Source organism: Streptomyces albus subsp. albus, assembly GCF_000725885.1.
GTDB lineage: Bacteria > Actinomycetota > Actinomycetes > Streptomycetales > Streptomycetaceae > Streptomyces > Streptomyces albus.
The window spans coordinates 1-21,341 of the sequence record NZ_JODR01000032.1 but is presented as its reverse complement, the minus strand read 5'-3'; the positions used below and the strand labels follow the sequence as shown (position 1 = coordinate 21,341).

At 72.0% G+C, this 21,341-nt stretch carries 13 protein-coding genes and 1 pseudogene; 11 read left to right on the top strand and 3 right to left on the bottom strand.

The features are described from left to right. Nucleotides 1-47: 47 nt before the first annotated feature. From IO40_RS0129065 to IO40_RS0129045, 5 genes are all read left to right on the top strand, one after another. Nucleotides 48-1,793, top strand: coding sequence for an asparagine synthase-related protein (locus IO40_RS0129065; RefSeq protein ID WP_051719350.1), 1,746 nt, complete (start codon nt 48-50; stop codon nt 1,791-1,793). After that, nucleotides 1,787-2,074: a PqqD family protein gene (locus tag IO40_RS34225; RefSeq protein ID WP_033230313.1), complete on the top strand. Its 288-nt coding sequence runs from the start codon at nt 1,787-1,789 to the stop codon at nt 2,072-2,074. Before IO40_RS0129065 ends, IO40_RS34225 begins: the two co-directional genes overlap by 7 nt. Nucleotides 2,075-2,079: 5 nt before the next feature. Then, the gene (locus IO40_RS34220) at nt 2,080-2,487 is read left to right on the top strand and encodes a lasso peptide biosynthesis protein (protein WP_106967481.1); all 408 of its coding nucleotides are present in this window, start codon (nt 2,080-2,082) and stop codon (nt 2,485-2,487) included. A gap of 183 nt (nt 2,488-2,670) precedes the next feature. Continuing rightward, nucleotides 2,671-4,560, top strand: a complete 1,890-nt coding sequence (locus IO40_RS0129050; RefSeq protein WP_234324724.1) for an ATP-binding cassette domain-containing protein — start codon at nt 2,671-2,673, stop codon at nt 4,558-4,560. 80 nt (nt 4,561-4,640) lie between these two features. Next, nucleotides 4,641-4,931, top strand: a complete 291-nt coding sequence (locus IO40_RS0129045; RefSeq protein WP_031029883.1) for a hypothetical protein — start codon at nt 4,641-4,643, stop codon at nt 4,929-4,931. 127 nt (nt 4,932-5,058) lie between these two features. Here IO40_RS0129045 and IO40_RS0129040 read toward each other — a convergent pair whose 3' ends face one another. Further along, a complete protein-coding gene (locus IO40_RS0129040) occupies nt 5,059-5,571 on the bottom strand; it encodes a hypothetical protein (protein WP_031029881.1) in 513 nt (170 codons plus the stop codon). A 64-nt stretch (nt 5,572-5,635) separates the two neighbouring features. Beyond that, a complete protein-coding gene (locus tag IO40_RS35070; protein WP_164439097.1) occupies nt 5,636-7,003 on the bottom strand; it encodes a hypothetical protein in 1,368 nt (455 codons plus the stop codon). A 332-nt stretch (nt 7,004-7,335) separates the two neighbouring features. Here IO40_RS35070 and IO40_RS0129030 point away from each other — a divergent pair, with 332 nt between their 5' ends. The 5 genes from IO40_RS0129030 to IO40_RS0129010 all read left to right on the top strand — a co-directional run bounded on the left by IO40_RS0129030 (nt 7,336) and on the right by IO40_RS0129010 (nt 19,099). Next, nucleotides 7,336-9,726 carry a UvrD-helicase domain-containing protein gene (locus tag IO40_RS0129030; protein WP_234324723.1) on the top strand — a complete coding sequence of 797 codons (2,391 nt, stop codon included), beginning with the start codon at nt 7,336-7,338 and terminating at the stop codon, nt 9,724-9,726. Nucleotides 9,727-9,991: 265 nt separating this feature from the next. Further along, entirely contained in the window at nt 9,992-11,548 is a 1,557-nt protein-coding gene (locus IO40_RS0129025) for a DUF2397 family protein (protein ID WP_031029872.1), read from the top strand. Further along, complete coding sequence (locus tag IO40_RS0129020; protein WP_051705825.1) at nt 11,545-12,864, top strand: DUF2398 family protein; 1,320 nt, start codon at nt 11,545-11,547, stop codon at nt 12,862-12,864. The genes IO40_RS0129025 and IO40_RS0129020 overlap by 4 nt, the downstream gene beginning before the upstream one ends. Continuing rightward, entirely contained in the window at nt 12,861-17,885 is a 5,025-nt protein-coding gene (locus IO40_RS39520) for an SbcC/MukB-like Walker B domain-containing protein (protein WP_051719349.1), read from the top strand. The genes IO40_RS0129020 and IO40_RS39520 overlap by 4 nt, the downstream gene beginning before the upstream one ends. Further along, entirely contained in the window at nt 17,882-19,099 is a 1,218-nt protein-coding gene (locus IO40_RS0129010; protein WP_031029863.1) for a TIGR02679 domain-containing protein, read from the top strand. The genes IO40_RS39520 and IO40_RS0129010 overlap by 4 nt, the downstream gene beginning before the upstream one ends. 281 nt (nt 19,100-19,380) lie before the next feature. Here the strand turns inward: IO40_RS0129010 and IO40_RS39145 are convergent. Then, a pseudogene (locus IO40_RS39145) lies at nt 19,381-19,820 on the bottom strand (methyltransferase domain-containing protein); the annotation flags it as partial. A 96-nt stretch (nt 19,821-19,916) separates the two neighbouring features. On the opposite strand from IO40_RS39145, the gene IO40_RS37790 reads away from it, so the two are divergent. Further along, nucleotides 19,917-20,333 (top strand): hypothetical protein, encoded by a 417-nt coding sequence (locus IO40_RS37790; protein ID WP_135567281.1) that lies wholly within the window; start codon nt 19,917-19,919, stop codon nt 20,331-20,333. Nucleotides 20,334-21,341 lie beyond the last annotated feature (1,008 nt).

Here is a 21,341-nt window from a genome sequence, read left to right as displayed (position 1 = left end):
CGGCCCCCCGGGCGCGTCACAGGGCTGATCGAAGGGGAGGCGAACGGGTGGAACGGGAGTGGATGACCGGCGGCAGTGCCGCCGTGGACGCAGTGGCGATCGACGGGCTCGGTGATGTCCACCGGGCTCCGGGCACGCGCGTACAGGCGGTCGCCGAAGGACCGGCCGCCCTCGCGGTCGTGGGCGACTGCCCGGTCACCGAGCAGGAACTTCACGCCGCGCTCGCGGCCGTACGGGCGGGCCACTGGGGCGAGCTGACCCGGTGGCCGGGCTCGTACTGGGTGGTCGCCAGTGACGGGCGGCAGCGGTTCGTGTGCGGAGACCTGGCCGGTATCCGGGCCGTGTACTACACGCTGCGCGGCGACGAAGGGGCGGCGTGGGCGACCGAGGCCCGCCTCCTGGGGCGTCCGCTCGTGCCGGATCTGCCGTGGCTGGCGGCGCGGCTGACGGTGGGTGAGCACCACTGGCCGCACCGCAGCCCGTACGAGGAGATCCGCATGGTGCCCGGCGGGTTCGGGCTGCTGCTCGCGCCCGGGGCGCCGCCGCAGCTCATCGACGTCTCCGGCATCACACCGGTAGACGAGCTCCGCGAGGGCGCCGACCGGTTCGGGCAGGTGCTCACGGAGGCTGTCCAGTACCGGGTCCGTGCCGCCGGCGGGGTGGTGGGGGCGGACCTATCGGGCGGGCTGGACTCCTCGGCGGCCGTCGTGCTGGCCGCCGACGCCGGACCGGTGCACGCGGTGACGTACACCGACGGCTACACCAGCGCGGAGGACATGGCCTTCGCCTCCCGCGTCGCCGAGCACACCGGGATCACGCACACGGTCGACATCGGCGCCTACGAGCAGTTGCCGTTCTCCTTTCCGGCCGGGCAGCCGACGGGGGCAGAGCCGGTGCTGGAGGCCGCGATGTTCGCCATGGACACCAGCTACTTGCACCCCGTGCGGGGGCTGCCGCTGCACCTGACCGGGCACGGCGGGGACATCGTCCTCGACGCCTCCAGCTCCTGTTGGGTGCGGCTTCTGCAGGACGGCCGGCGGCGCGAGGCCCACCGCCAGGTCGTGGCGTTCGCCCGGCTCCGCAACACCGCGCCCGGCCCGTACTGGAAGGCCCTCAAGCAGGCCGCCGACCTCGGCCGGGCCGGCTCCCTCGAACGCGCCGCCGAGGCCCTGGAGCGCGGGCCCGTCAGGCCGCAGACCGCCGTGACCGGCTGGTCCTGGTGCCGTCTGGGGGCCGCAGCGTCCTGGCTCACCGGCTACGGCCGCCACCAGGTCGCAGCCCTGCTGCGGCAGGCCGCACGAGACCAGCAGCCGGAGCCGGCGGACGAGTTCGACCAGTGGGCCGCCCTGCGCTCGGTGGGCGCCTCGGCCCGCGGCTGGGCCCCCTACGGCCACGCGCTCGGCATCCGGCCGGTGTATCCGTACCTGGACAACCAGGTCGTCCGCGCCGCCTTCGCCGTCCCGGCCCTCGCCCGTCGCGGACTGGTGGCCTACAAGCCGCTGCTGCGCGAGTCGGTGCCCGAGCTCCCGGACTGGCTGACCTCCCGGCGTTCGAAGGGCTCGTTCACCGCCCAGCGCATCGCCGGTCTCGCCCGGCATCGGGACCGGCTCGACGGGCTGATCGTGTCCAGTCCGCTCGTCGGCGGCGGGCTCATCGACCCCGCGGCTGTCCGCTCCGCGCTCACGCAGGCGGCCCGGGGCCAGTGCGCCACGGTGATCGCCGACCTGCACCAGATGCTCGTGACCTGCTGGTGGCTCAGTGGCCAGACGACCGAGCTGGAGGCGGCATGCTGACTCCCGCCGCTCACGTCCACCACGCCACCGGTCCGTACGGCACGGCGGTGCTCGATGTCCGGCGCGGCCGGTGGCTGATGCTCGATCCGGACGCCTCGAAGATCTGGCACGCCGTCACCGTCCGGGGCGGCACCGGCGGGCTCGCCGACGAGATCGCCATCCCGACCGGCCAGGACCCGCAGGCTGTCGGCGAGCAGATCGTCGCGTTCGTCGATGAGCTGGTGGCCACCGGCGTACTGGTCGACACCGACCGCCCGCCCCGGGGGAGGTGGTGGCGGTGACGGTCATGGTCCCCACTGCCCGGCCCACCGCGCCGCGGAGGGACCGCCTGGTCGCGGGCGTTGCGCTCACGCTCTCCTTGGTGATGAGCCGGTGCCCGCTGCGCTGGCAGATCGGCGCCGTACGGCTGCTGTGCTGTCTGCCGCTTGCGCGGCTCGCCCGGCTGGAGGCCCTGTATGCGGCGGTGCTGGCGGTGATTCCGTCGTGGTGGCCGGGGCGGATCGCGTGCATGGAGGTCAGCCTCGCCACCGTTCTGGCGACGGCCCTCACCGGCCGCCAGGCCCGCTGGGTGCTCGGTGCCCGCTTCCTGCCCGACGCCGCGCACGCCTGGGCGGAGGTCCCCGAGGGCGCGGTCGGCCGGGACATCGGCGACGCCGTTGACCGGCCGTGGATGCCGGTTCTGTCGGTGCCGTAGGGCCACCGGGCTGCCGTGGTCCGGGGCCGGCGCCGTGCCTCCCCGCCCCGGACCATGGCCTCACTCGAACGAGTGAAAGCCGGGCGGTGGGGCTGACGTTCGGTCCAGGCGACCAGCGGCGATAACAGGGATGCGGAACAATCCCGTTGCCCGGCCGCCTGGTCCGGCTCCCTGATGGGGGTCGTGAGTTCTTCCGTATCCTCGCCGCCCGTCACCGGCGCGGGTCAGCCGCCCGTGATGCGCCTGGCCTCCGACCGGCACTTCGAGGCGAGCGTCAACCTGTCCACGGTCGCGATAGCGCGCCGGCTGCCCCGCACCCTCGCCGAGGCGGCCCGGCTCGGCTGGCGCACCGACCGCCGCGCCGTCCTGGCCCTGCTCGGCTGCCAGGTCGGTGCCGCCGCGCTCACCGCGACCGCGCTCGCGGCCACCACCCGCGTCCTGGCCGCCGTGTTCGCCGGCGGTGACGTCGCCGCCAGTCTGCGCGAGAACCTGACCGCCCTGATGGTGCTTGCCATCGCTGCTTGTGGCCGCTACCTGCTGGATGCCGGAGCCCGCGCCGCGGCGGCCCGGCTCGCGCCGAAGGCCGTACGCGAGGCCGACCTTGAGGTCATCACCGCGGCCACGGCCGCCGAGCTGGTGGCGTACGAGGACCCGGACTTCGCCGACGCCCACGCCGCCGCTTCCGACGGGGCGGAGAAGACCGGCGACCTCATCCTGGACGCCCAGCTTCTGACCTCCGCCGCCGCTCAGATGGCCGCCGCGGCGACGGTCGTCACCGTCCTGCACCCGGTCATGCTCCCCCTGCTGGTCCTGTCCGTGGTTCCGTGCGCGTGGGGTGCCGTACGGGGGGCGCGGATCGAGCACGCGGCCCACCACCGCAATCTCGCCGACTCCCGGCTGCGGAACGTGTTCCGCTCGTACACCGCCGAACGGAACACCGCCGATGAGGTCCGCGCGGGCACCATGGCCGGGTTCCTGATCCGGCAGTACCGCATCGTCTCCGGCCGCCTGGAGGCCGAACAGCTCAAGGCCACCCGGCAGGCCCTGGTGGTTCAGGGCGTCGGCGACGCCCTCACCGCGGTGGGCACCGCCGCGACCTGGGGCGTGCTCGCGGCTCTGGTGGCGAGTGGCCGCATGGAGCTTGCGGCCGCGGGGACCGCGGCCCTGGCGGTGCGGACCTCCGGGGCGGCGCTGGCCACGACGGTCCGGGCGGGGGCCCGGCTGTTCCGCACCTCACTCTCCTTGGACGACTGGGCGCGCTTCCTGGCCGTGGCCAAGCCGTGGACGACCCGCCGCGGCACCGCCGCCGTCGCCGAGGACGGCCCGCAGGTCATCACCGCCCGGGACGTCTCCTTCACCTACCCCGGCGCCGACACACCCGCGCTCGAGGGCATCAGCCTGGACCTCAAGTGCGGTGAGGTCATCGCCCTGGTGGGCGAGAACGGTGCCGGCAAGAGCACGCTCGCCCGGATCCTGACCGGTCTGTTCCTGCCCACCCGCGGTTCGGTGCGGTGGGACGGGGTGGACCTGGCGGACGCCGACCCGGCGGGGGTGCTCGCCAAGGTGGCGCTGGTCCCGCAGGACTACACGCGCTGGCCGCTGGCCGCCCGCGAGAACATCACCCTCGGCCAGCCCCGCCCCGAAGGCGATGCGGCTGTGCACGCCGCCGCCGAGGCGGCCGGCGCCGACAGCGTCATCGCAGCCCTCCCGCACGGCCTGGATACGTCGTTGGCCCGCTCCTGGTGGGGAGGGCACGATCTGTCCGGCGGTCAGTGGCAGCGCGTGGCGGTTGCTCGCGCCTTCCACCGCGATGCGCCCGTGCTGGTGATGGACGAGCCGACCGCCGCGCTCGACGCCCGCGCCGAGCACCGGATTTACACCCGCCTGAAGGCCCTCGCCGACGGCCGGGCGACCGTGTTCATCACGCACCGGCTGGCCAATACCCGCCTCGCCGACCGCATCATCGTGCTCGACCGAGGGCGCATCGCGGAAATGGGCACGTTCGACGAGCTGGTCAGCCAGGGAGCGACCTCGATCTTCTTCGAGATGCTCAAGTTGCAACAGGACCGGTAACACCTGGTGATCGGGCCAGGCGGCGGTCGGCCTCGCCGTCACTCAAAGCCGTGTCAGGAAGCTGTCGTAGCCTTACGCGGATGATGTTGAGCAACGATGAACGCGACCTGCTGAAGCTGGTCGCGCAGGCCGGCAGGCCGGTGTGGATGTCCGAGTACTTCCCGGTCCTGAACCCGGCCGAGCCCGGCATGGACGAGAACCATCCCGGCCACGAGGCGTGGACCGAGCGGCAGATGGCGTGGTACGGCGTCTCGATCAGTCTGTGGAAGCGTGGCCTGGTCCGTGTCGTGGTGCCGGCCGACGGCAGCCGCGGCGATCTGGTCGAGCCCACTCCCGAAGGACACGCTGCTCTGGCCGCTGCGGGCGCGTGAGCCGCACGGCGGCGTGCGGGCGCCCGGGAAGCGGCCGGGAGACGCCGACCGGATCGTGCTGACGACGAAGCTCTTTGATCCCTGGCTTCGTCCGTCAGCACGGAGCATCGGGCAACTGCCCGCGTAGTTACTGCGGCGGTGTGCGGCCGATACGGTTCTGCCACAGGGTGCGGGCGTGGCCGAGGTGGAGCAGGGCGATGTACCACCATAGGTCCGCCTCGCCGCCGTCGCTGTCGGCGGCGGTGCGCCGGGCTGCTGACTGGGCCTCTTGCAGCGCGTCGCTCACGCGCCACCACCCTGACGCGCTGCCGTCTGGGAACGCGACGCGGCGCCGGGTGGCCTCGCCGGCTGCTTCCCATAGGGCTTGGAGGGTGTAGCGCAGCGACCGCTCCTCCAGCGAGGCCACGTCCGCGTGCGGGAGGGTGGGGTCGATGACGACGCGACCCCAGGTGTTGATGTGCTCCGCGATGAGGGGCAGCGTGACCTCCCGCGAAGGGACGGGCGCCACGTCGCCGGCGGCTGTCCCGCAAGCGGCGGGCGCGTGGGGTGCGGGGTCGAGCAGGCCGGCCTGGACCAGCAGCCGGGCGGTGGCCGCGCAGGTGTCCTCGCGGCGGTGGAAGGGGCAGTGTTCGGGCTGCATCGGCTCCTTCTTCTCGTGGGGGAGCGCGCCATGCTAGCCCCCGCCCGGGGCGCGGCCGGGCCGGCTATCGATCGAGAGCGGTGATCCCGGCCTCGAGAGCTTCCTGGACGCCTTGGGCGATGCTGCCCGGTGCGCCGATGCGGGCCAGGGCATCCCATTGCGCGGGGGTGACCATCGCCTGGACCTGGGTCTTCTCCAGCGGGCCGAAGGAGTCGTCGGGGCGTGTGCCGAACTCGGTGGTGCGGCCGGTCCACATCTCGGTGAGCTGTTCGAGCATGCGCTGGTGCCATTCTTCGGGCAGGGGCCCGAGTTTCTCGGCGGCTGCCCGGGCGATCACGTGTGCGGCGGCGCCGGAGGGCAGGGCGCCCAGTTCGCGGACGATGAGTGCGAGGCGTTTGGCGAGGCCGTCGAGGGTGGCCGCGTACGTGTCGCTGCCGCTGTAGAGCGTGCCGTGCACGTCCCGGCGCATCTCGTCGCTGATGCTCTCGGCTGCGACCTCCTCGATGGGCCGCTGCTGGATCTCGGCCGCGCGGTGCAGGCGCCTGGCGCTCTGGCCGGTCAGGCGGACGGTCACGGTCAACTCGGCGTGCTCGCCCACGGCGTCGTCGGCGGGGCGTGGTGCGGGGGTGTCCATGGGCGCCGACCGTAGTACCCGGCCGCCCGCGCGCGCAGCGCCTTCGACCCGCGCAGAGGGCTCGACATGCTCCGCGGGCACTGTCCTTCCGCCGGGATCGGGCACATCGGGTGGGGCGGTGTCCGGCTGGGGGCTTGGGAGGAGTTGGTCGAGCCAGTCGCGGGCGGCCCGTGCGGCGCGGCGGATCACCTGCTCGTCGGCTCCGACGCGGGTGGTTACCCCGATGGTCCGGTTGATGCGGGCGTTGACGTAGCCGTGTGTGCGGCCGGTGGCCGCCACGAGTTCGTTCGCCATCGCGGTCAGCCGCATGCGCGGGTCGGGCCCGGCGTCGACCTCGTCCGGTAGCGCGTCCGGCTCGTGGTGGAGCAACGCCTCCTCCGTCGTGCACCGGTCGCAGCACTCGAGGATGTCGCCGACTTCGGCCTCGCCGCAGGATATGCACACGTAGCCGTCGCAGGTCGCGCACAGGCTGGAGGCGCTGTCCGCCTCGCGGCCCCAGGCGCGCGCCTGGGAGATGCACTGGCCGGTGCACGGCCGTGGGACGTAGTCCGCCACGGCCGGGGCCGGCTGCGCCTGTTCGCCCCGCTCTTCGCGTGCAGCCGCCTCCGCTGCCCGGCGGGCAGCGGAGGCGGCGCTCGCCCGGGCACGCGATTCCTGGCAGGCGGCCCATTCCGCCGGCGTGAGGTGGCTGGCGCACGCCACCACGGGCGCGGGGAGATCGTCGTAGCGAGGCCACTCGGCGGCCTCGCGGCGGCATGGGCGCCGGGTCGACTTGGCCCGGCGGGTACACATCGGCACCCCGCACCTCCCGTCTGATCACACGGCCGGGCGCCAGCGCGGTGCCGACCGGTTCCCCAACCTGCGGCAGCATAGAAACCGGGACTGACAACTCCTGCCGGATTCGGGGAAGTTCGTCGTCTTGATTGCGTCGACGCGGGTGGATCGCCAGGAGGGCCGGGGAGCGGAAACCGGCAGCACACAGGCTCGCGGTGCAGCCCTGCAGACTCCGCCCGGGGTCGGCCGGAAAAGGCTACCGAACGTATGACTGTATTGACGGTTGGTCATCGACTGTTGAAGCCTCTGGGGTTGCGGTACATGAAGCCGCGCTTCCCAGAGAGGAATTCATGGCCATGGAGCCGACGAAGGAGCAGCAGGCTGCCCGTGAGGTGTTCGCCTCCGGCCGGGACTTGGCCCTGGTCGCAGGTGCCGGGACGGGCAAGACGTCCACGCTGATCCTGATGGGCGCGGCGACCCGCAAACGCGGGCTGTACGTGGCGTTCAACCGGGCGATCGCCGACGACGCGCGCGGGCGGTTCGGGCCGAATGTGGAGTGCCGTACCGCGCACTCCCTGGCCTTCCGTGCTGTCGGCCACCACTACCGGGAGCGGCTGGATGCCTCGGCGCGGATTCCCGCCAAGCACACCGCCCGCCTGCTCGGCATCACCCGCGACCTTGACGTGGGCTCCCGCCAGATCAAGGTCACTCACGCCGCGCGTCTGGTGATGGGCATGGTCCGCAAGTTCTGCTACACCACCGACCGGCAGGTCATGGCCCGCCATATGGAGCCGGTCAACGGCCTCGACGGCCCCGGACAGGACTATCTCGCCCGCACTCTGCTGCCCTACGCGCATCGTGCGTGGGAGGACATCTGCTCGCCCGCGGGCCGGCTGCGGTTCGAGCACGACCACTACATGAAGCTGTGGGCGATGACCTCCCCGCGGCTCGGGGCGGACTTCGTCCTGCTGGACGAGGCCCAGGACACCAACCCGGTGCTGGAGGAGGTCTTCCTCGCCCAGGACGCGCAGCGGGTATGTGTCGGGGACCCGGCCCAGCAGATCTACGGCTGGCGCAACGCGCGCGATGTGATGACCGGCTTCCCGGCCGAGCAGCTGCGTCTGACCCAGTCCTTCCGCTTCGGCCCGGCGATCGCCGAGGTGGCCAACCGGTGGCTGGGGCACGCCGAGTCGGAGATGCAGCTGACCGGCCACGGCCCCGGCTCTCGGGTTGGCGAGGTGGCGCAGCCCGAGGCGGTGCTGTGCCGGGGCAACGTGGACGCGATGAGCGAAGTCCTGTCCTACCTGGAGCTCGGCATCCCGGTGGCGCTGACCGGCGGGGGCAGCGCGCTGCAGCGCATCGCCAAGGCCGCACTCGAGCTCAAAGCCGGTCAGCGCACCAGCCACCCGGAGCTGTTCTTGTTCTCCTCCTGGGGCGAGGTGCAGGAGTACGCCGAGCAGGACAAGGCTGGCCAGGACCTCAAAGCGATCGTGCAGCTGGTCGACACCTACGGCCCCGACCAGATCATCGCCGCGGTGGACCGCCTGTCCCCGGAGGACAAGGCGCAGGTCACCGTCTCCACAGCGCACAAGGCCAAGGGACGGGAGTGGCCGTCGGTACGTATCGGCAAGGGCTTCATGGCTCCGTCGGTGGATGACCACGGTCTGCAGCGCGCGCTGAATGCGAGCGAGGCCCGCCTGATCTACGTCGCGGTCACTCGCGCCCGCCATCTGCTGGACACCGAGGGCCTTGCCTGGATCGACGAGTACGAAAAGACCATGGCCGCCACCGGCCGGGACGGCACGGTGGCCGGGCGGCCGATGATCGAGCTCAGTCTGACCGGGCAGCTGAAGTACGACTCCTCACCCATCTCGCAGTTCATGGCCCGCCACTTGCCCCACAGCGAGAACCTGGTCCGCGACTACCAGAGGCGTATCGCCGGCCTGGCGCACCCGGTGCAGCCGATCGACGTGCAGTACCCGAACTGGTCGGCCCTCGGACATGCCATCGACTACCGTCTCCGCCTCAGCCTCGGCGGATGGCTCGGACTGGCCGTTGCCGCCGGTGTGATGCTCCTTGACGAGACCGGACCGCTGCGCGGCGCACCGGCCCGTGCCTCCCGCAAGGCCCTGCACACGGCGGGCCGGGAGCTGCTGGCCGCCGTCGACACCTACCTCGCCGATCCCTCCAGTCTGGAGGAGAACGCGCTCATCCGGCTGTGCTTCGTTGCCGGCTTCTTCGAGGACATCGCCCGCACCGGCGAGATCCGCCGCTTCAGCATGCTCAGCTCCGCCACCCCCGCCACCACCCTGGACGACCTCACCGCCGCCGTCCCCGGCTACGTCATCACCGACATCGACCAGCAGATGCATCTGGCCGAGAAGCCGTTCACCCCGTTCCGCGCCCTGCCGTCCACCTCCCGCGTGTGCGGTCCGGTCTTCGCCGGCAGCGGCGACATCGGCGGCGCCGACGCCGACTACATCCTCGGCGGCCTCCTGCTGGACTGCAAAGCCACCAAGGACCCCCGCCGCCTGGGCCGCGAGGAGATCTACCAGCTCGCCGGATACCTCCTGTTGGACTACGACGACCAGTTCGGCATCGACCAGGTGGGCCTGTACCTCTCCCGCCAGGGCGGCCTGATCACCTGGGAGGCCGCCGACTTCCTGCGGCGGCTCGGCGCGAGCGCCCCCCTGGCCCACCTGCGCGCGCAGCTGCGCCAGCACCTGCGCGAGGCTGCCCGCTCGTGAAGGTCTTCAACCGCTGCCTCCACCCCAGCCCCCGCTGACCGGTGATCTTCATGTTCAGCCGGAACAGGCCCCGCCTTGCAGCGCTCCATAGCACATCGAAAGCGATGATTCCGTGACATTCGTCGCACTGTTCCCCGGCCGTCAATGTCAGTGGCGGCGGATACCGTCGCAGACACCGGCCAAGCAGGGCACGAACCGAGGCGGGCCACCACAGGACGGACACGAGCGAGCGCGCCGAGGCGCCATGGAGCAAGAGGGGTGAGCGATGAGCCCACCGCGGATGTGGTGGCAAGAGATCCATCCCAGTGACTGGGCGGCTTTCGCCCTGCCCGATGACCTGGTCCGCGAGCGGTACACCGCGCTGCTGGCTGCCCTGGAGGAGTTGTCCACGCGCGGCCCGATGTCCACGCTGGCCGACATTGCCGACCAACTGCGCGCCATCGGCTACCACGACCCGCTTCCCGAGCCGGACCTGTTGGGGGCGCTGGACCAGCTGGCGAAGTGGGGATTCGCCGAGCCGTTCCGTGACTACGCCGCCCCCGTGCGCAGCTACCAGGGCATGATCATCCGGCAGGAGGCGTGGGCGCTGACCCGCAAGGGACGCGGCATCGTCGCCGCCGTCCGGGCCGCCGTGGTCGACGTCTCCCGCGCGCTGCAGCTGCCCAGCCGCCTGCTGGACAGCGTCGAGCACACCGTGCGCGCAATCCTCGACCACCTCAGCGCCGACCACGGGCTCCTTCCGGTCGATCTGGAGGACGTCCGCACCCGCATCGACGAGCTCCAGCGAGTCACCGCCGACTTCTACGCCGCCCTCGCGCAGATGGTCCAGTCCGACGTCACCGACGACGGCCTGTTCGGCGACAACCGCGACCGGGTCATCGAGGCGCTGCGCCAGTTTCCCCGCGAGTACGGCCGAGCACTGCGACGGGTCGAGGCCGCGCTGGAAGATCTGCAGGCGGCAGGCCCCCGCCGGATCGTCGAAGCCGCCGTACCCCACGCCGGCCTGATCGACCCCGGTGACCAGCAGCACTGGGTCGACGAACGGGTGCGCCGCCTGGGGGACCTCCAGGCGTGGTTCCGCCCCGACGGCACCGTGCACCGCCTGATCGCCTCGGCCACCGGCGCCGTGCACACGCTGCTGGTCGCCATCGACCGGCGCTACACCGCACGGCGGCGCGGCTCCGACCTGGGCGCTGACTTCCGCTCCCTCGCCTACAGCCTCCACGCCCAGCCGACCCCGGCCGGCGCACGGCGTGTGTATGCCGCCGCCTTCGGCGACTGGCCGGCCTGGCACGCGGTCATCGGTCCGGCGGAAGAAGACGTCGCCCACGGCACCGCCGCCCAAGCCGGCACCGGCCGGCACCAGGTGGAGGTGACCTTGCGGGAACACGAGCGGCACGGCCCATCCAGTGGCCGGCCCCGCAAGGTAGCCGACACCGCGGCGGACCGGGCGGCCGCGCTGGCCGAAGCCGCCGCCGAGGCGGCACGCAGGCGGCGTTTCGCCACCCTGCTGATCACCGATACGGAGGTAGGGCTGGAGCACTTCGTCGGCCTGCCTATCGACGCGGCGGTCATCTTGTTCCGCGCCATCGAGGTCGCCTACGCCCAGATCGACCCTTCTACCGGCCGCGGGCAGGCCGAGGCCGACGGGGCGGGCGTCGTGGTCCACGTCCGCCGCGGCGACCCGGACCGGACCGTGACTGTGGCGCTCGCCGAGGGCCACCTGACCGGCCCCGACCTGCGGGTACGGGTCACCGCCACCGACCATGCCGCCGCGAGTGATCCACCAGAGCGCGTCCCGAAGACCTGGAGCGTGGCATGACGCCGCCGCACCTTCTCGATCCGGACCTGCGCGAGGCAGCACGCCGGCTCATCGCCACCGGCCGTCTGCGCGCGGAGAGCGACCCGGAGCTCTACCGCACCGCCGTCAAAGGCGCCACGGCGCTTGCCCAGTTCTTCCGCGCCGAACTCGGCTGGCGCCTGGAGGTCCATGAAGTCGCCGAACTGGTCCGCCTCCACAAGCGCCGCGCCGACGTACCCGACGATCGCGGCCCCCACCTTCCCCGCGACGGCCGCGCCACGCAGACGGCTCCCACCGAGGTCCTGGTACTGGTCTGTCTGGTCTGCGAGCAGCTGTGGCGCCGCCCGCGCGTGACTCTGCGCGAGCTGTTGCAGGCCGTCGCGCAGGTATGCGCGGCCGAAGCCCCCACCGGGCGGCTGCCACAGTTCCGTATCGTCGCCTCCGATGGCACAGGCAAGAAGGAAGCCCGCGAAAGCCGCCGGCACCTGGTCGACGCCCTCAAGCTCCTGGTCGCCGAAGGATCACTCACCGTGGACGCCGACCTCGACCGCGCCGTCACCGATGAGGACAGCGACTTGGTCGTCACCGCATCCAGGGACCGTCTCGCCGCCAAGTTCTCCTCGCTTTCCCCCACTCTGCTCGGCCTGGACGACCTCTCCCCGCAAGCGCACGCCGCCGCCCTGTCCGCCGAGTCGCTGCTGGACCACACCGCCGCCGCCCTCGACGAACCAGCGGGCGGACCGACCCGGGACGAGCGGCGGCTGAAGGCGCTGCGCCGACTCGTCGACGACCCCGCCACCGACCCCCACGATGATGCCGCACAGACCACCGCCTACCTTCACACGCTCACCGGACGTGAACGGGCCCTGAGCGTCGTGTCCTGTCTCGGGCTGGCCGCCACCGTCCGCCGCGACTGGTGGCAGATCACCGATCCAACCGGTCTGGGCAGCGGCATCGACTTCCCTCAGGGCCGTCGCACCGAGCGGCAGGCAGCCCTCGCCCTGCTCGCCGAGCTGCCCCGCCGCGCCGACCCCACTGGCCCGCTTCCGCTCACCGAGGTGACCGCTCTGTTCCAGCGGCACCGCGACGACCTGCCCCGCTGGGCCGCCGCCTACGACCGGCGCCTGCCCGCCCTGGCCCGCGCCGCCACCGCCGAACTCGTCCAAGCCGGGCTGCTCACCGCAGACCCCGACATCCCCGACCACTGGCACCCCACCCCCGGGATCTACCTGTGGCGCACCCACCTGCGACACCCTCCCAGCCCAGTCCCGGCCGAACACGCCCCGTCCGCGACCCCACCGCGCCATACGCCAGGCAGGCAGGAACTCAACCCATGAGCGTCACCGACCACCCCACTGCGCCCCCCGCCACGACCGTGCCCCTCGGCCAGCCCGGCGCCGACGGCCGCTGGCAGCCCACCCGCGCCGGCATCGTCAACTCCTGGGCCTGGGCCAGCGAAGACCTGCTGTTCGCCGACGGCTGGCTCACCCTGGCCGGCCCCAATGGCTCCGGCAAGTCGTTGACCGCCTCCATGCTCGTCACCGTCCTGCTCGACGCAGACACCTCCCAGACGGCCCTGTCCGTGTCCGGCAAAGCGGCTGGCACACTCACCAGCCGCCACACCGACTTCAACGACCGGGAGGACCGTACCGGCGCCTGGTGGCTGGAGTACGGGCTGCGCGACCCAGGCACCGGCGAGGTGAGATTCCTGACAACCGGACTGTGGCTGCGGGCAACCGGCGGCCACTTGCACCGCGCGTTCTTCCTCGCCCCCGCACGCATCGGGACCGACCTGCTGCTGCAACGCGACCGCGAGCCCGTCCGGATCGAGGACCTGGCCGAGCAACTGGCCGCCTGTGACGGGGAACTGTTCACCGCCTCACCCAGCCTGCGCACCAAGGCGCTGGCCCACCTACCCGTCGTCGAGGACGAGCGGGACTACCGGTCAACCATCCGCACCCGCCTGTTCGCCCCGCTCGACGAAGTCCAGTTCGATGCGCTCATCGCCGTCCTGCGCAGCCTGCGCAGTCTGCGCACCGCCGAGGCCATCTCGCCCACGCGTATGCGCCAGGTGCTCACCGATGCGCTGCCCGCCCTCGACACCGACAGCCTCACCCTGATTGCGGAGGCGATGGAGCGCATCGCCGAACTGGAGACGCAGCTGCAGCGCACCCGCGACGAGGCCAAGCTGCTGCAGAGCACCGACCGGGCCTACCGCCGCTACCTCACCACCGTCGCGCAAACCCAGGCCGCGGCGCTGACCGCTGCCAACACCGAGGTCGACGACCAGACCCGGCGGACACGGGAGGCGACCTCCCAGCTCCAGGCAGCCCAGGCCGCCGAGGCGGCAGCCGACACCGAGCACACAGCCACCCTCAGCCGGATCTCCGAACTCGAAGGCCGCCTCGAGGCAGCCGACAGCGAGCTGCGCGGCCACGCCGGGGCCGATCTGCCGCTCCGGGAAATCCGGGCCGCCGAACTGGCCACAGCCGCCGAGGAGGCCGCCGAACGAGCCGAGCAGGCCACCACCGACGCTTCTGCGGCCACCGAGCAGGCCGACAGCTCGGCGGATCTGGCCCGTACCAGCCAGCACCATCTGCTCCGCCTGGCGGATGAACTGCGCCACACCGCCTCGACGCTGGGTGCTGAAGCCGCCATCGAACGCCTGTTGGCCGCCACTGGGCAGCTGACGTCGGCCGACATCGGCAGCAACACGGCCATCGATATCGACGCCCTGTGCGCAACCCCTGGGGCCTGGGCCGAAGCACGCACCAGCCAGATACGGGCGGTAGATGACGCGCTGCGCCGCCACCAGCTGGCCCAGGAAGCCGAATACACAGCTGCCGAAGAGCTGCGCGCCGCCGAAGATGGCGAGGACACCCACCGCCGGCTCGCCGCTGAAGCCACCGCCCACCGGCAACACACCGAGCACGAACTCGCCTCCCGCACCACCGAGTGGTCGGCCGCCACCCGGCAGCTGGAACCCGCCCCCAGCGAACTCACCACCTGCCCTGACGACGAGCGCCGCGTGGACCTTGGGCAGTTGACTACCTGGCTCGCCTCTGCTGCCGCAGCGGCCCGCGCCCGCATCGACCTGCCCCGCCACCAGCAGACCGCCGCCACCGACGCCGCCCTGGCCGCCGAGGCCGCCGCCACCGCTGAGCGAGCCCGCGCCGTGCACCAGGCCGCGCAGGCCGCAGCCGCCGAAGCCATGGCCGCCTACCGCGACGCGCAGGAGACCGCCCGCGCCGAGACCGAGGAAGCCGAACGGCAACGAGACCAAGCCCACGCCGCCTACCAGCAGGCCACCGACGCCGCGCGCGCCGACCTTGCCGCCGCCCAGCAGCGATGGAACGCCGGTGTGGACGCCGCCGCCCGAACCGCCCGCACCTGGCTGGGGGACGTACACCGCTGGCGCGCCGACCTCGTCCATCTGTCCGCCGAGGCCATCCAGGTACCCGACGCCCTCGCACCGGACTGCCCCGCGGACGACACCGAGACCTGGCTGGGCACCTTCCGCCCGGCCGACATCGAACTGATGGCACAGCGCGCACACGCGGCCACCGCTCCGCGCCTGCACCACCACGCTGAGGCCGCCGAGCACCAGGCCGACCTGGCCGCCGCCGATGTCGCCGCCATCGAAGCCAAGCTGGCCGCAAGCCGCCAGGCAGCCGCCACCCCGCCCGCCCCGCCGTGGCGGACCCGGCAGGAAGGCGACGGCATCCCCCTGTGGGCGCTGGTCGACTTCGCCCCCCACCTGACCGACATCGAAGCCAGCCGCCTCGAAGGCGCCCTCCTGGTCGCCGGCATCCTCGACGCCCTGGTCACCCCCGACGGCCACGCGGTGGCCGGCGACCTCACCCTCACCCCCACCCTCCACCCCGCCGCCGGCACCACTCTGGCCGACCTGCTCCGCCTCGAACCAGACCCGGCCATCGACCCCGACCGTATCCGGCGGCTCCTGCACGCCATTCCCGTCGATGCCCCCGGCAGTGACCTGGCCACCGGCCGGCTGGCATCCGGCGTGCTCACCGCCGCTGCCCCCGACGGCTACCGGGCCGCGTACATCGGCCGCACCGCCCGCGAACGCGCCCGCCTGGAGCGCGTCGCAGCCATCGAAAGCGACTTGGCCGCCGCCGCGCAGCGCCTGGCCGCCGCGCGAGAGGAGGTCCGCCGCCGCCGCCAGGACATCCAGGCCGCCGACGACGAACGCGACGCCTTCCCCAACGCGGCAGCGCTGCTGACCGCAACGCAGAACGTGGCCCGGCTGCGCCGCGACACCGAAACCGTCCAACGACAGACCGACAGCCGTATCGCAGACGCCGGACACTCGCGCCAGCAGGCCCTCGCCCAGTTGGAGACCGCCGCCGTCGCCCGCGCCGCACGCCTGGCCGCTGCCGAACAGGAACTGCGCCACGCCGAGCAGGCCGCCACCGACACCGGCACCCAGGCCGACCAAGCACACCAGGCACTCGACCAGCGGCAGCAGGACGCACAGCGCAGCGAGGCCGCCCGGGCCGCGGCCGCCGACGCGCAACAACAGGCGGATGCCGAACAAGCCGCCTTCCCCCACGCCGCCCTCGCCGCAGCCCGCACCGCCCAGGAGGCCGAGGACGACGCAGACGACGCCCTCACCCGCGCCCGCAGCACGGCATTGGCTGCCGCCGAACGGCACCGCACGGCCGGCGAGACGGTCAAAGGCGCCCTGCGTACACTCAACCGACGGGCCACCTTGCCCGACGGAACACTCCTGCCCACCGAGCCGGCCGCCCTCGACCGCCACCACCGCGCAACCGAACAACTCGCCTCACAGACCGAGGCCTGGAAACACGCCGCGCTGCGCGCCACCGACCTGCTCCAGCGAGCCAGCCGCGACGCCCATGCAGCCAAGGACTGGACGAGCCGCTGCGAACGCGCCCACCAGCAGGCGGATGCCGCTCGCCGGGACGCCCAGCGAGAAGCCGCCGCCGTCGCCGAGATCCGAGCCCTGCACGGCGCCGAGTACGAGCGGCTGCGTCAGCACCGCGCGAACACCGCCACCATGCTGAACCACACCCGCACCCAGGCCGAGCAACTCCTGCAACAGCGCAACAACGCCGCCGTGCAGGCCGCCACCGCCCAGGCGACCCTCGAGAGCATCGCCCCCTACCGTCAGGCGGCCGAGAGCCGCCGCGACGCCTGCCTGCGCCAGCTCAGTCGGCTCGCCGAGGAAAACCTCGCCACCGTGCCCGAGGACCTGCCCACCGACGACACAGGGCGGCCCGCTCACCTCACTGCCGGCCTGGCCTGGGCCCGCCGTCTGCTCGCCGACCGCCCCGCCTCCGCTGACCGCCTCGCCACCCTCACCCAGAACCGCGACCGCGCCCTGGCCGTACTGGAGACCAGCGCCCGCACAGCGAACACCGCGCTGGTCCGCTTCGACCGCCAGGTCACCTTGATCAGTATCGAGAACACCGACTGGCGCCGCGCCGTCGTCGCCGATCCAGGCGCCGCGCGCGGAGAAGACCTCCACACCGCGGTCCAGGCCCTTGAGGCCACCGCCGGCCAGCTCGAGGACGACCTGCGCGCAGACATCAAACAGACCCTGAAGACCAGCCTATTCACCCGGCTGCGCAGCGATGTGCGCCTGCGCCGTGAGGCGGCCCAGGAACTGGTCCGCAAGATCCGCTCCACCCTCAGCGAAGTCCGCACCGGCGTCGCAGGCGTCGGCGTCCAGGTCGAATGGACGGTGCGCGAAGACGAGGACGCCCAGCGCATGGTGGAGCTCATCTCCCAGCCGCCCTCCGACGCGGTCTTCGAGCAGATGTACGCCGTGCTGCGTCAGCGAATGGACGAAAAAGCCGGCGAGCCCTGGGCCGACCGCGTCGCCCACACCTTCGACTACCGCGCCTGGCACGACTGGGAAATCTCCCTGACCCACGCCTCATTCGGCGACGGCAGCACGGAAAAATTCCGCAAGGTAACCGCCCGCTCCAACCCGCTGGAAGCACTGTCCACCGGAGAGCGGCGACTGGCCACCATGCTCCCGCTGCTGGCCGCAGCATGGTCGATGTACTCCGGCGAAGGCTTCCACGGACCCCGGCTGCTGTCCGTCGATGAGATCGACGCAGCATTCGACGAACCCAACCTGCGCCAAGTCCTCGCACTCCTGCGCTCCTGGGACTTCGACGTGCTCGCCACCGCCCCCTTCATGACCCCCATGATCAAGCAGGAAGCCGGAAAGGTCATGGTCCATCAAGTAGTCACCGCCGGACGACACCGGGTCACCGTGCCCTGGCTGTGGCAAGGCCACGGCGAACCACAGCCCCTCACCCTCGACCTGGCCCTGGACCCCGCCCACCGCGAGGAGCCCATGTGAGCGCCGACCTCAACCTGATTGCCGACGATCCCGACCTGGCCCCCCTGTGGACGGCCATCCACGACCGACTGTGTTCCGGCCAGACCCCCGAGTCCATTGCCGCAGTCCGGGTGCCCGAGTTGAACCCAGCGGGAATCGCTACCCTGCGCGCCTGGCTGGACACCACCGCCCGCCGCCGCAGCGTCCGCTCCGCCGTCGCCGTCGGCCCCACCGGCGTCCGCGTACCGCTCCGCGAACTACTGACGGTCCTCGGCCTGACCGCCGCGCACCTGCAACCGCTGGTGGAACGCGCCATCGGCCGCACAGTGCAGGACCGAGCAGCAGACCGGCGCACGGCCGCAACGCTGCGCCAGGAACTGTGGGACTACGCAAGCGGAGCCCTGCCGCACCTACCCACTCTGGTGGCGCGGATGCGCACGGCCGGCGTCACGGACGACGACGCGACCTCAATACGCCGCCTCATCGACGCCCTGGCCGCCGCCACCTCGCAGCTGCCGCACACGCCCGCGGTCTCTCTGGCGAAGCTCTCACACGACTGCGCGGGCGACCCGCACTACTTCGACCTGGACACCACCGCCGGCGCCCGACTGGTCGCAGCAGTCGCCGAACTGGCAGGGCGCCCCGAGCCGAACCGCCCCGACCTGGTCCGGGCGCTGCTCGCCGACTACGGAGTGATCGCCGACCGGCTGTCGGCCACCGTGCTGCTGTACCAGGTACAGGCAGTGGGCGACGGGCCAGTGGACCGGCGGCTACGAGAGGCGGCCACGCCCGTAGCCCTTACCCTGCTCGACCTGACCCACACCCCGCCGACGCTCGCGCCCCAGGTCCTCACCGTAGTCGAGAACCCCTCGGTCCTCGAAGCAGCCATGGCCTGCGACAGCCCCAGCCCGCTGGCATGTACCAGCGGGCAGCTCAGCAGCGTCGACCACACCCTCCTGCAGCTCGCGGTCGACCAGGGGATCCACCTGAGATACAGCGGTGATCTGGATGGCAGTGGTCTGCGGATTGCTGAGTACGTAGCACGCACGTACGGAGCCGAGTTGATCGCGATGGACGCATCGACGGTGCAGGAGGCGGGCCCTGAGCCGTCATCAGTCCCTCTCGCGCCAGCTCTTGAAGCAGGAGAGGCCACCGTGCGGGATGCCTTGAGGGCAGGCGGACGGGTGGTCTTCCAAGAGCACGACGCTGTACTGCGCCAGGTGCTGTGGGCTTGACCCCGCTGCGCGAGCCGGCCCCTGGCGGCCCGGCGGCGGCCGGCTTCGGTCAGGCCGCCTGAACCGCCCGGGGACCAGTCGGCATCATGATGTCCATGGACGATGTGCGCCACGTCCTCACCGAGGACGAGACAGGCGATCTGCCCGATGGTGACCGCGACGCCGGATGGGACGCGGACGACGAGTACGAGTGGGTGCGGTGACCATGGCCAGGTGCCAGGGCGAGGGGAACCGTCACGCTCCCCGCCCTGGCGCCTGGTGTCTTGCGGGCCCGCTGCTGGTCAGGGCCGGGGAAGGGGCAGGACGGGCAGGTGGGGGTGGCGCAGGTGCTGGCCGCCGTCGTTAGACGTGCATGGTGAACGTCTGAGGCCCGGGCCGGCCTGCGTCGTCGTATGCGGACAGCACGCGCTCGATCCGCTCCCACAGCCGCACCGGGCCGCCCTCGCGCACCTCCCACCGGCCATCGGTGGGGACGAGGGTGGCGGCGGGCCGGTGCCGTCGCCGTTCACGGTGAGCAGGACGCGGCCGTATCCATAGAGCCACCCCGGGTGAGCAGGATCTTCCCGCCGGGCCGGGCCTGGGCGATCAGGGCGGGCGGGACGGCGCGGAAGGAGCAGGCGGCCACGATCCGGTCGAAGGACGCCTCCGGTCAGTAGCCGTACAGCCCGTCCGCCATCGCCAGTGTCGGCGTGTAGCCGCAGCCGTACAGCACGCTGGCCGCCTACTCCAGCCGGTGGGTGTGAGGTTCGGTCGTGATGTCACTGGCTGTGCGACCGATGCTGCGGGATTGTCAGAAGCGAAGGCCATCATGGGTGCCATGACCGACACAGAGCCCTCGGGCCTGGAGGTCCTGGTGGCCTTCTCGCCGGAAGAGTATGCCCTGATCAGCGAGCACGCGGCCGAGCTCGACGTTCCTCTCGTGGCCTATGTCCGGCAGGCCGCCGGGAGACAGGCGCGCGACGGCCAGCTCAAGCGTCAGCTCCTTCGGGAAATGGCCCAGGGGCAGGGCCCGGCCGCTGACGTGGTCACCGGCCTGCTCATCGACGACGTCCTCGACAGGGCTCCCGCCACGCTCACCCAGGCGGAGAAGGAAGCCCGGACCCGGGAAGCCGCCCGGGAATGCGGGATCGAATACACCCCTGTGGTCCGAGATCTGGGCAACGCGCTCTGGGCGAAGATCGAAGCCTTCCAGAACGACACGTCGGCCAGACCCACGAACGGGAAGCACGAGTGAAGGTTCATTTCCGAGCCGGCGAGGGCCCGCAGCGAGGTTTCCTCCATGGTGGTGAGGTGGTCGGCGGCGGTGCGCAGGGTGGCGGCGGTGGCGATGGCATCGCCGTCGTCGAGGATGAGCGGGGCGTGGCGGTGCCGGGGGCGAGGCTGGGGCCGGTCCCGCTCTGCCTGGTCCCGTCTGCGTTCGGTCTGGGATGCCGGTGGCGGGGTCTGCAGGACGGTGTGTGTGGGGGGCTTTTACTCACGTGCTCCCCGCGCCTGGTTGAGGGCAGGGCTCTTGCCTGTGGGTGTGGCGTGCGCTGGTCATCCGGTGGGGGAGAGTTGGTCGGTGGAGGGTCGGTTGGGAAGGGTGGAACGTTCCGGCGGCATCGTTACGATCTTGGGGGCGAGGTGGTGAGCGACGTGATGGATCCGGCGTTCGTACAGCCATTCCTCCTCGGCCCGTCGCTTCCCGTCGGTCCCGGGCTGTGTTGGCACGGGCCCGTCGAAGCGCGCGCAAACCGGGCAGTTGCTGACTGGGCCGGGGTCGGTGCAGGTAGATCTGGTGCTCGCACCATTGACCAGCGCCACCAGCATTGCAGCGTACGCAGGACCGGGGTCTTCGCGATGCTCCTCCTTGTTCTCCGCTGCCTCGTACCGGCCGCGCGCACGCGTGTATGCCGTTCCCAGGACGGCGCCCAGCGGTCAACACCACATCGGTTGGGGCTGGTAGACGGCCATGCTTCGGGCTGGGGAGGCCCTGCCCGCAGTGTCCGGCCCTTCGGACACTCCAACCCGGACGGGGCGAGTTCGGGTCGACTGAGAATGCAGGAGAATCCCGGGGGAGACTGCCGACGGTGGGGAGTTGGGGCGGGTGCGCTCAGCCGGCAGATGCCTGAGATCGACGTCGTCCAGTACGGCGCCCCCGTCCTGACTGAGGCCCGGCCCTTCGACCTGCCGGGCGAGCGGGAAGCCGCGGAGCGGTGCGTCGACCAAATCCACGCCACCATGGAACGAATCGGACAGGTCC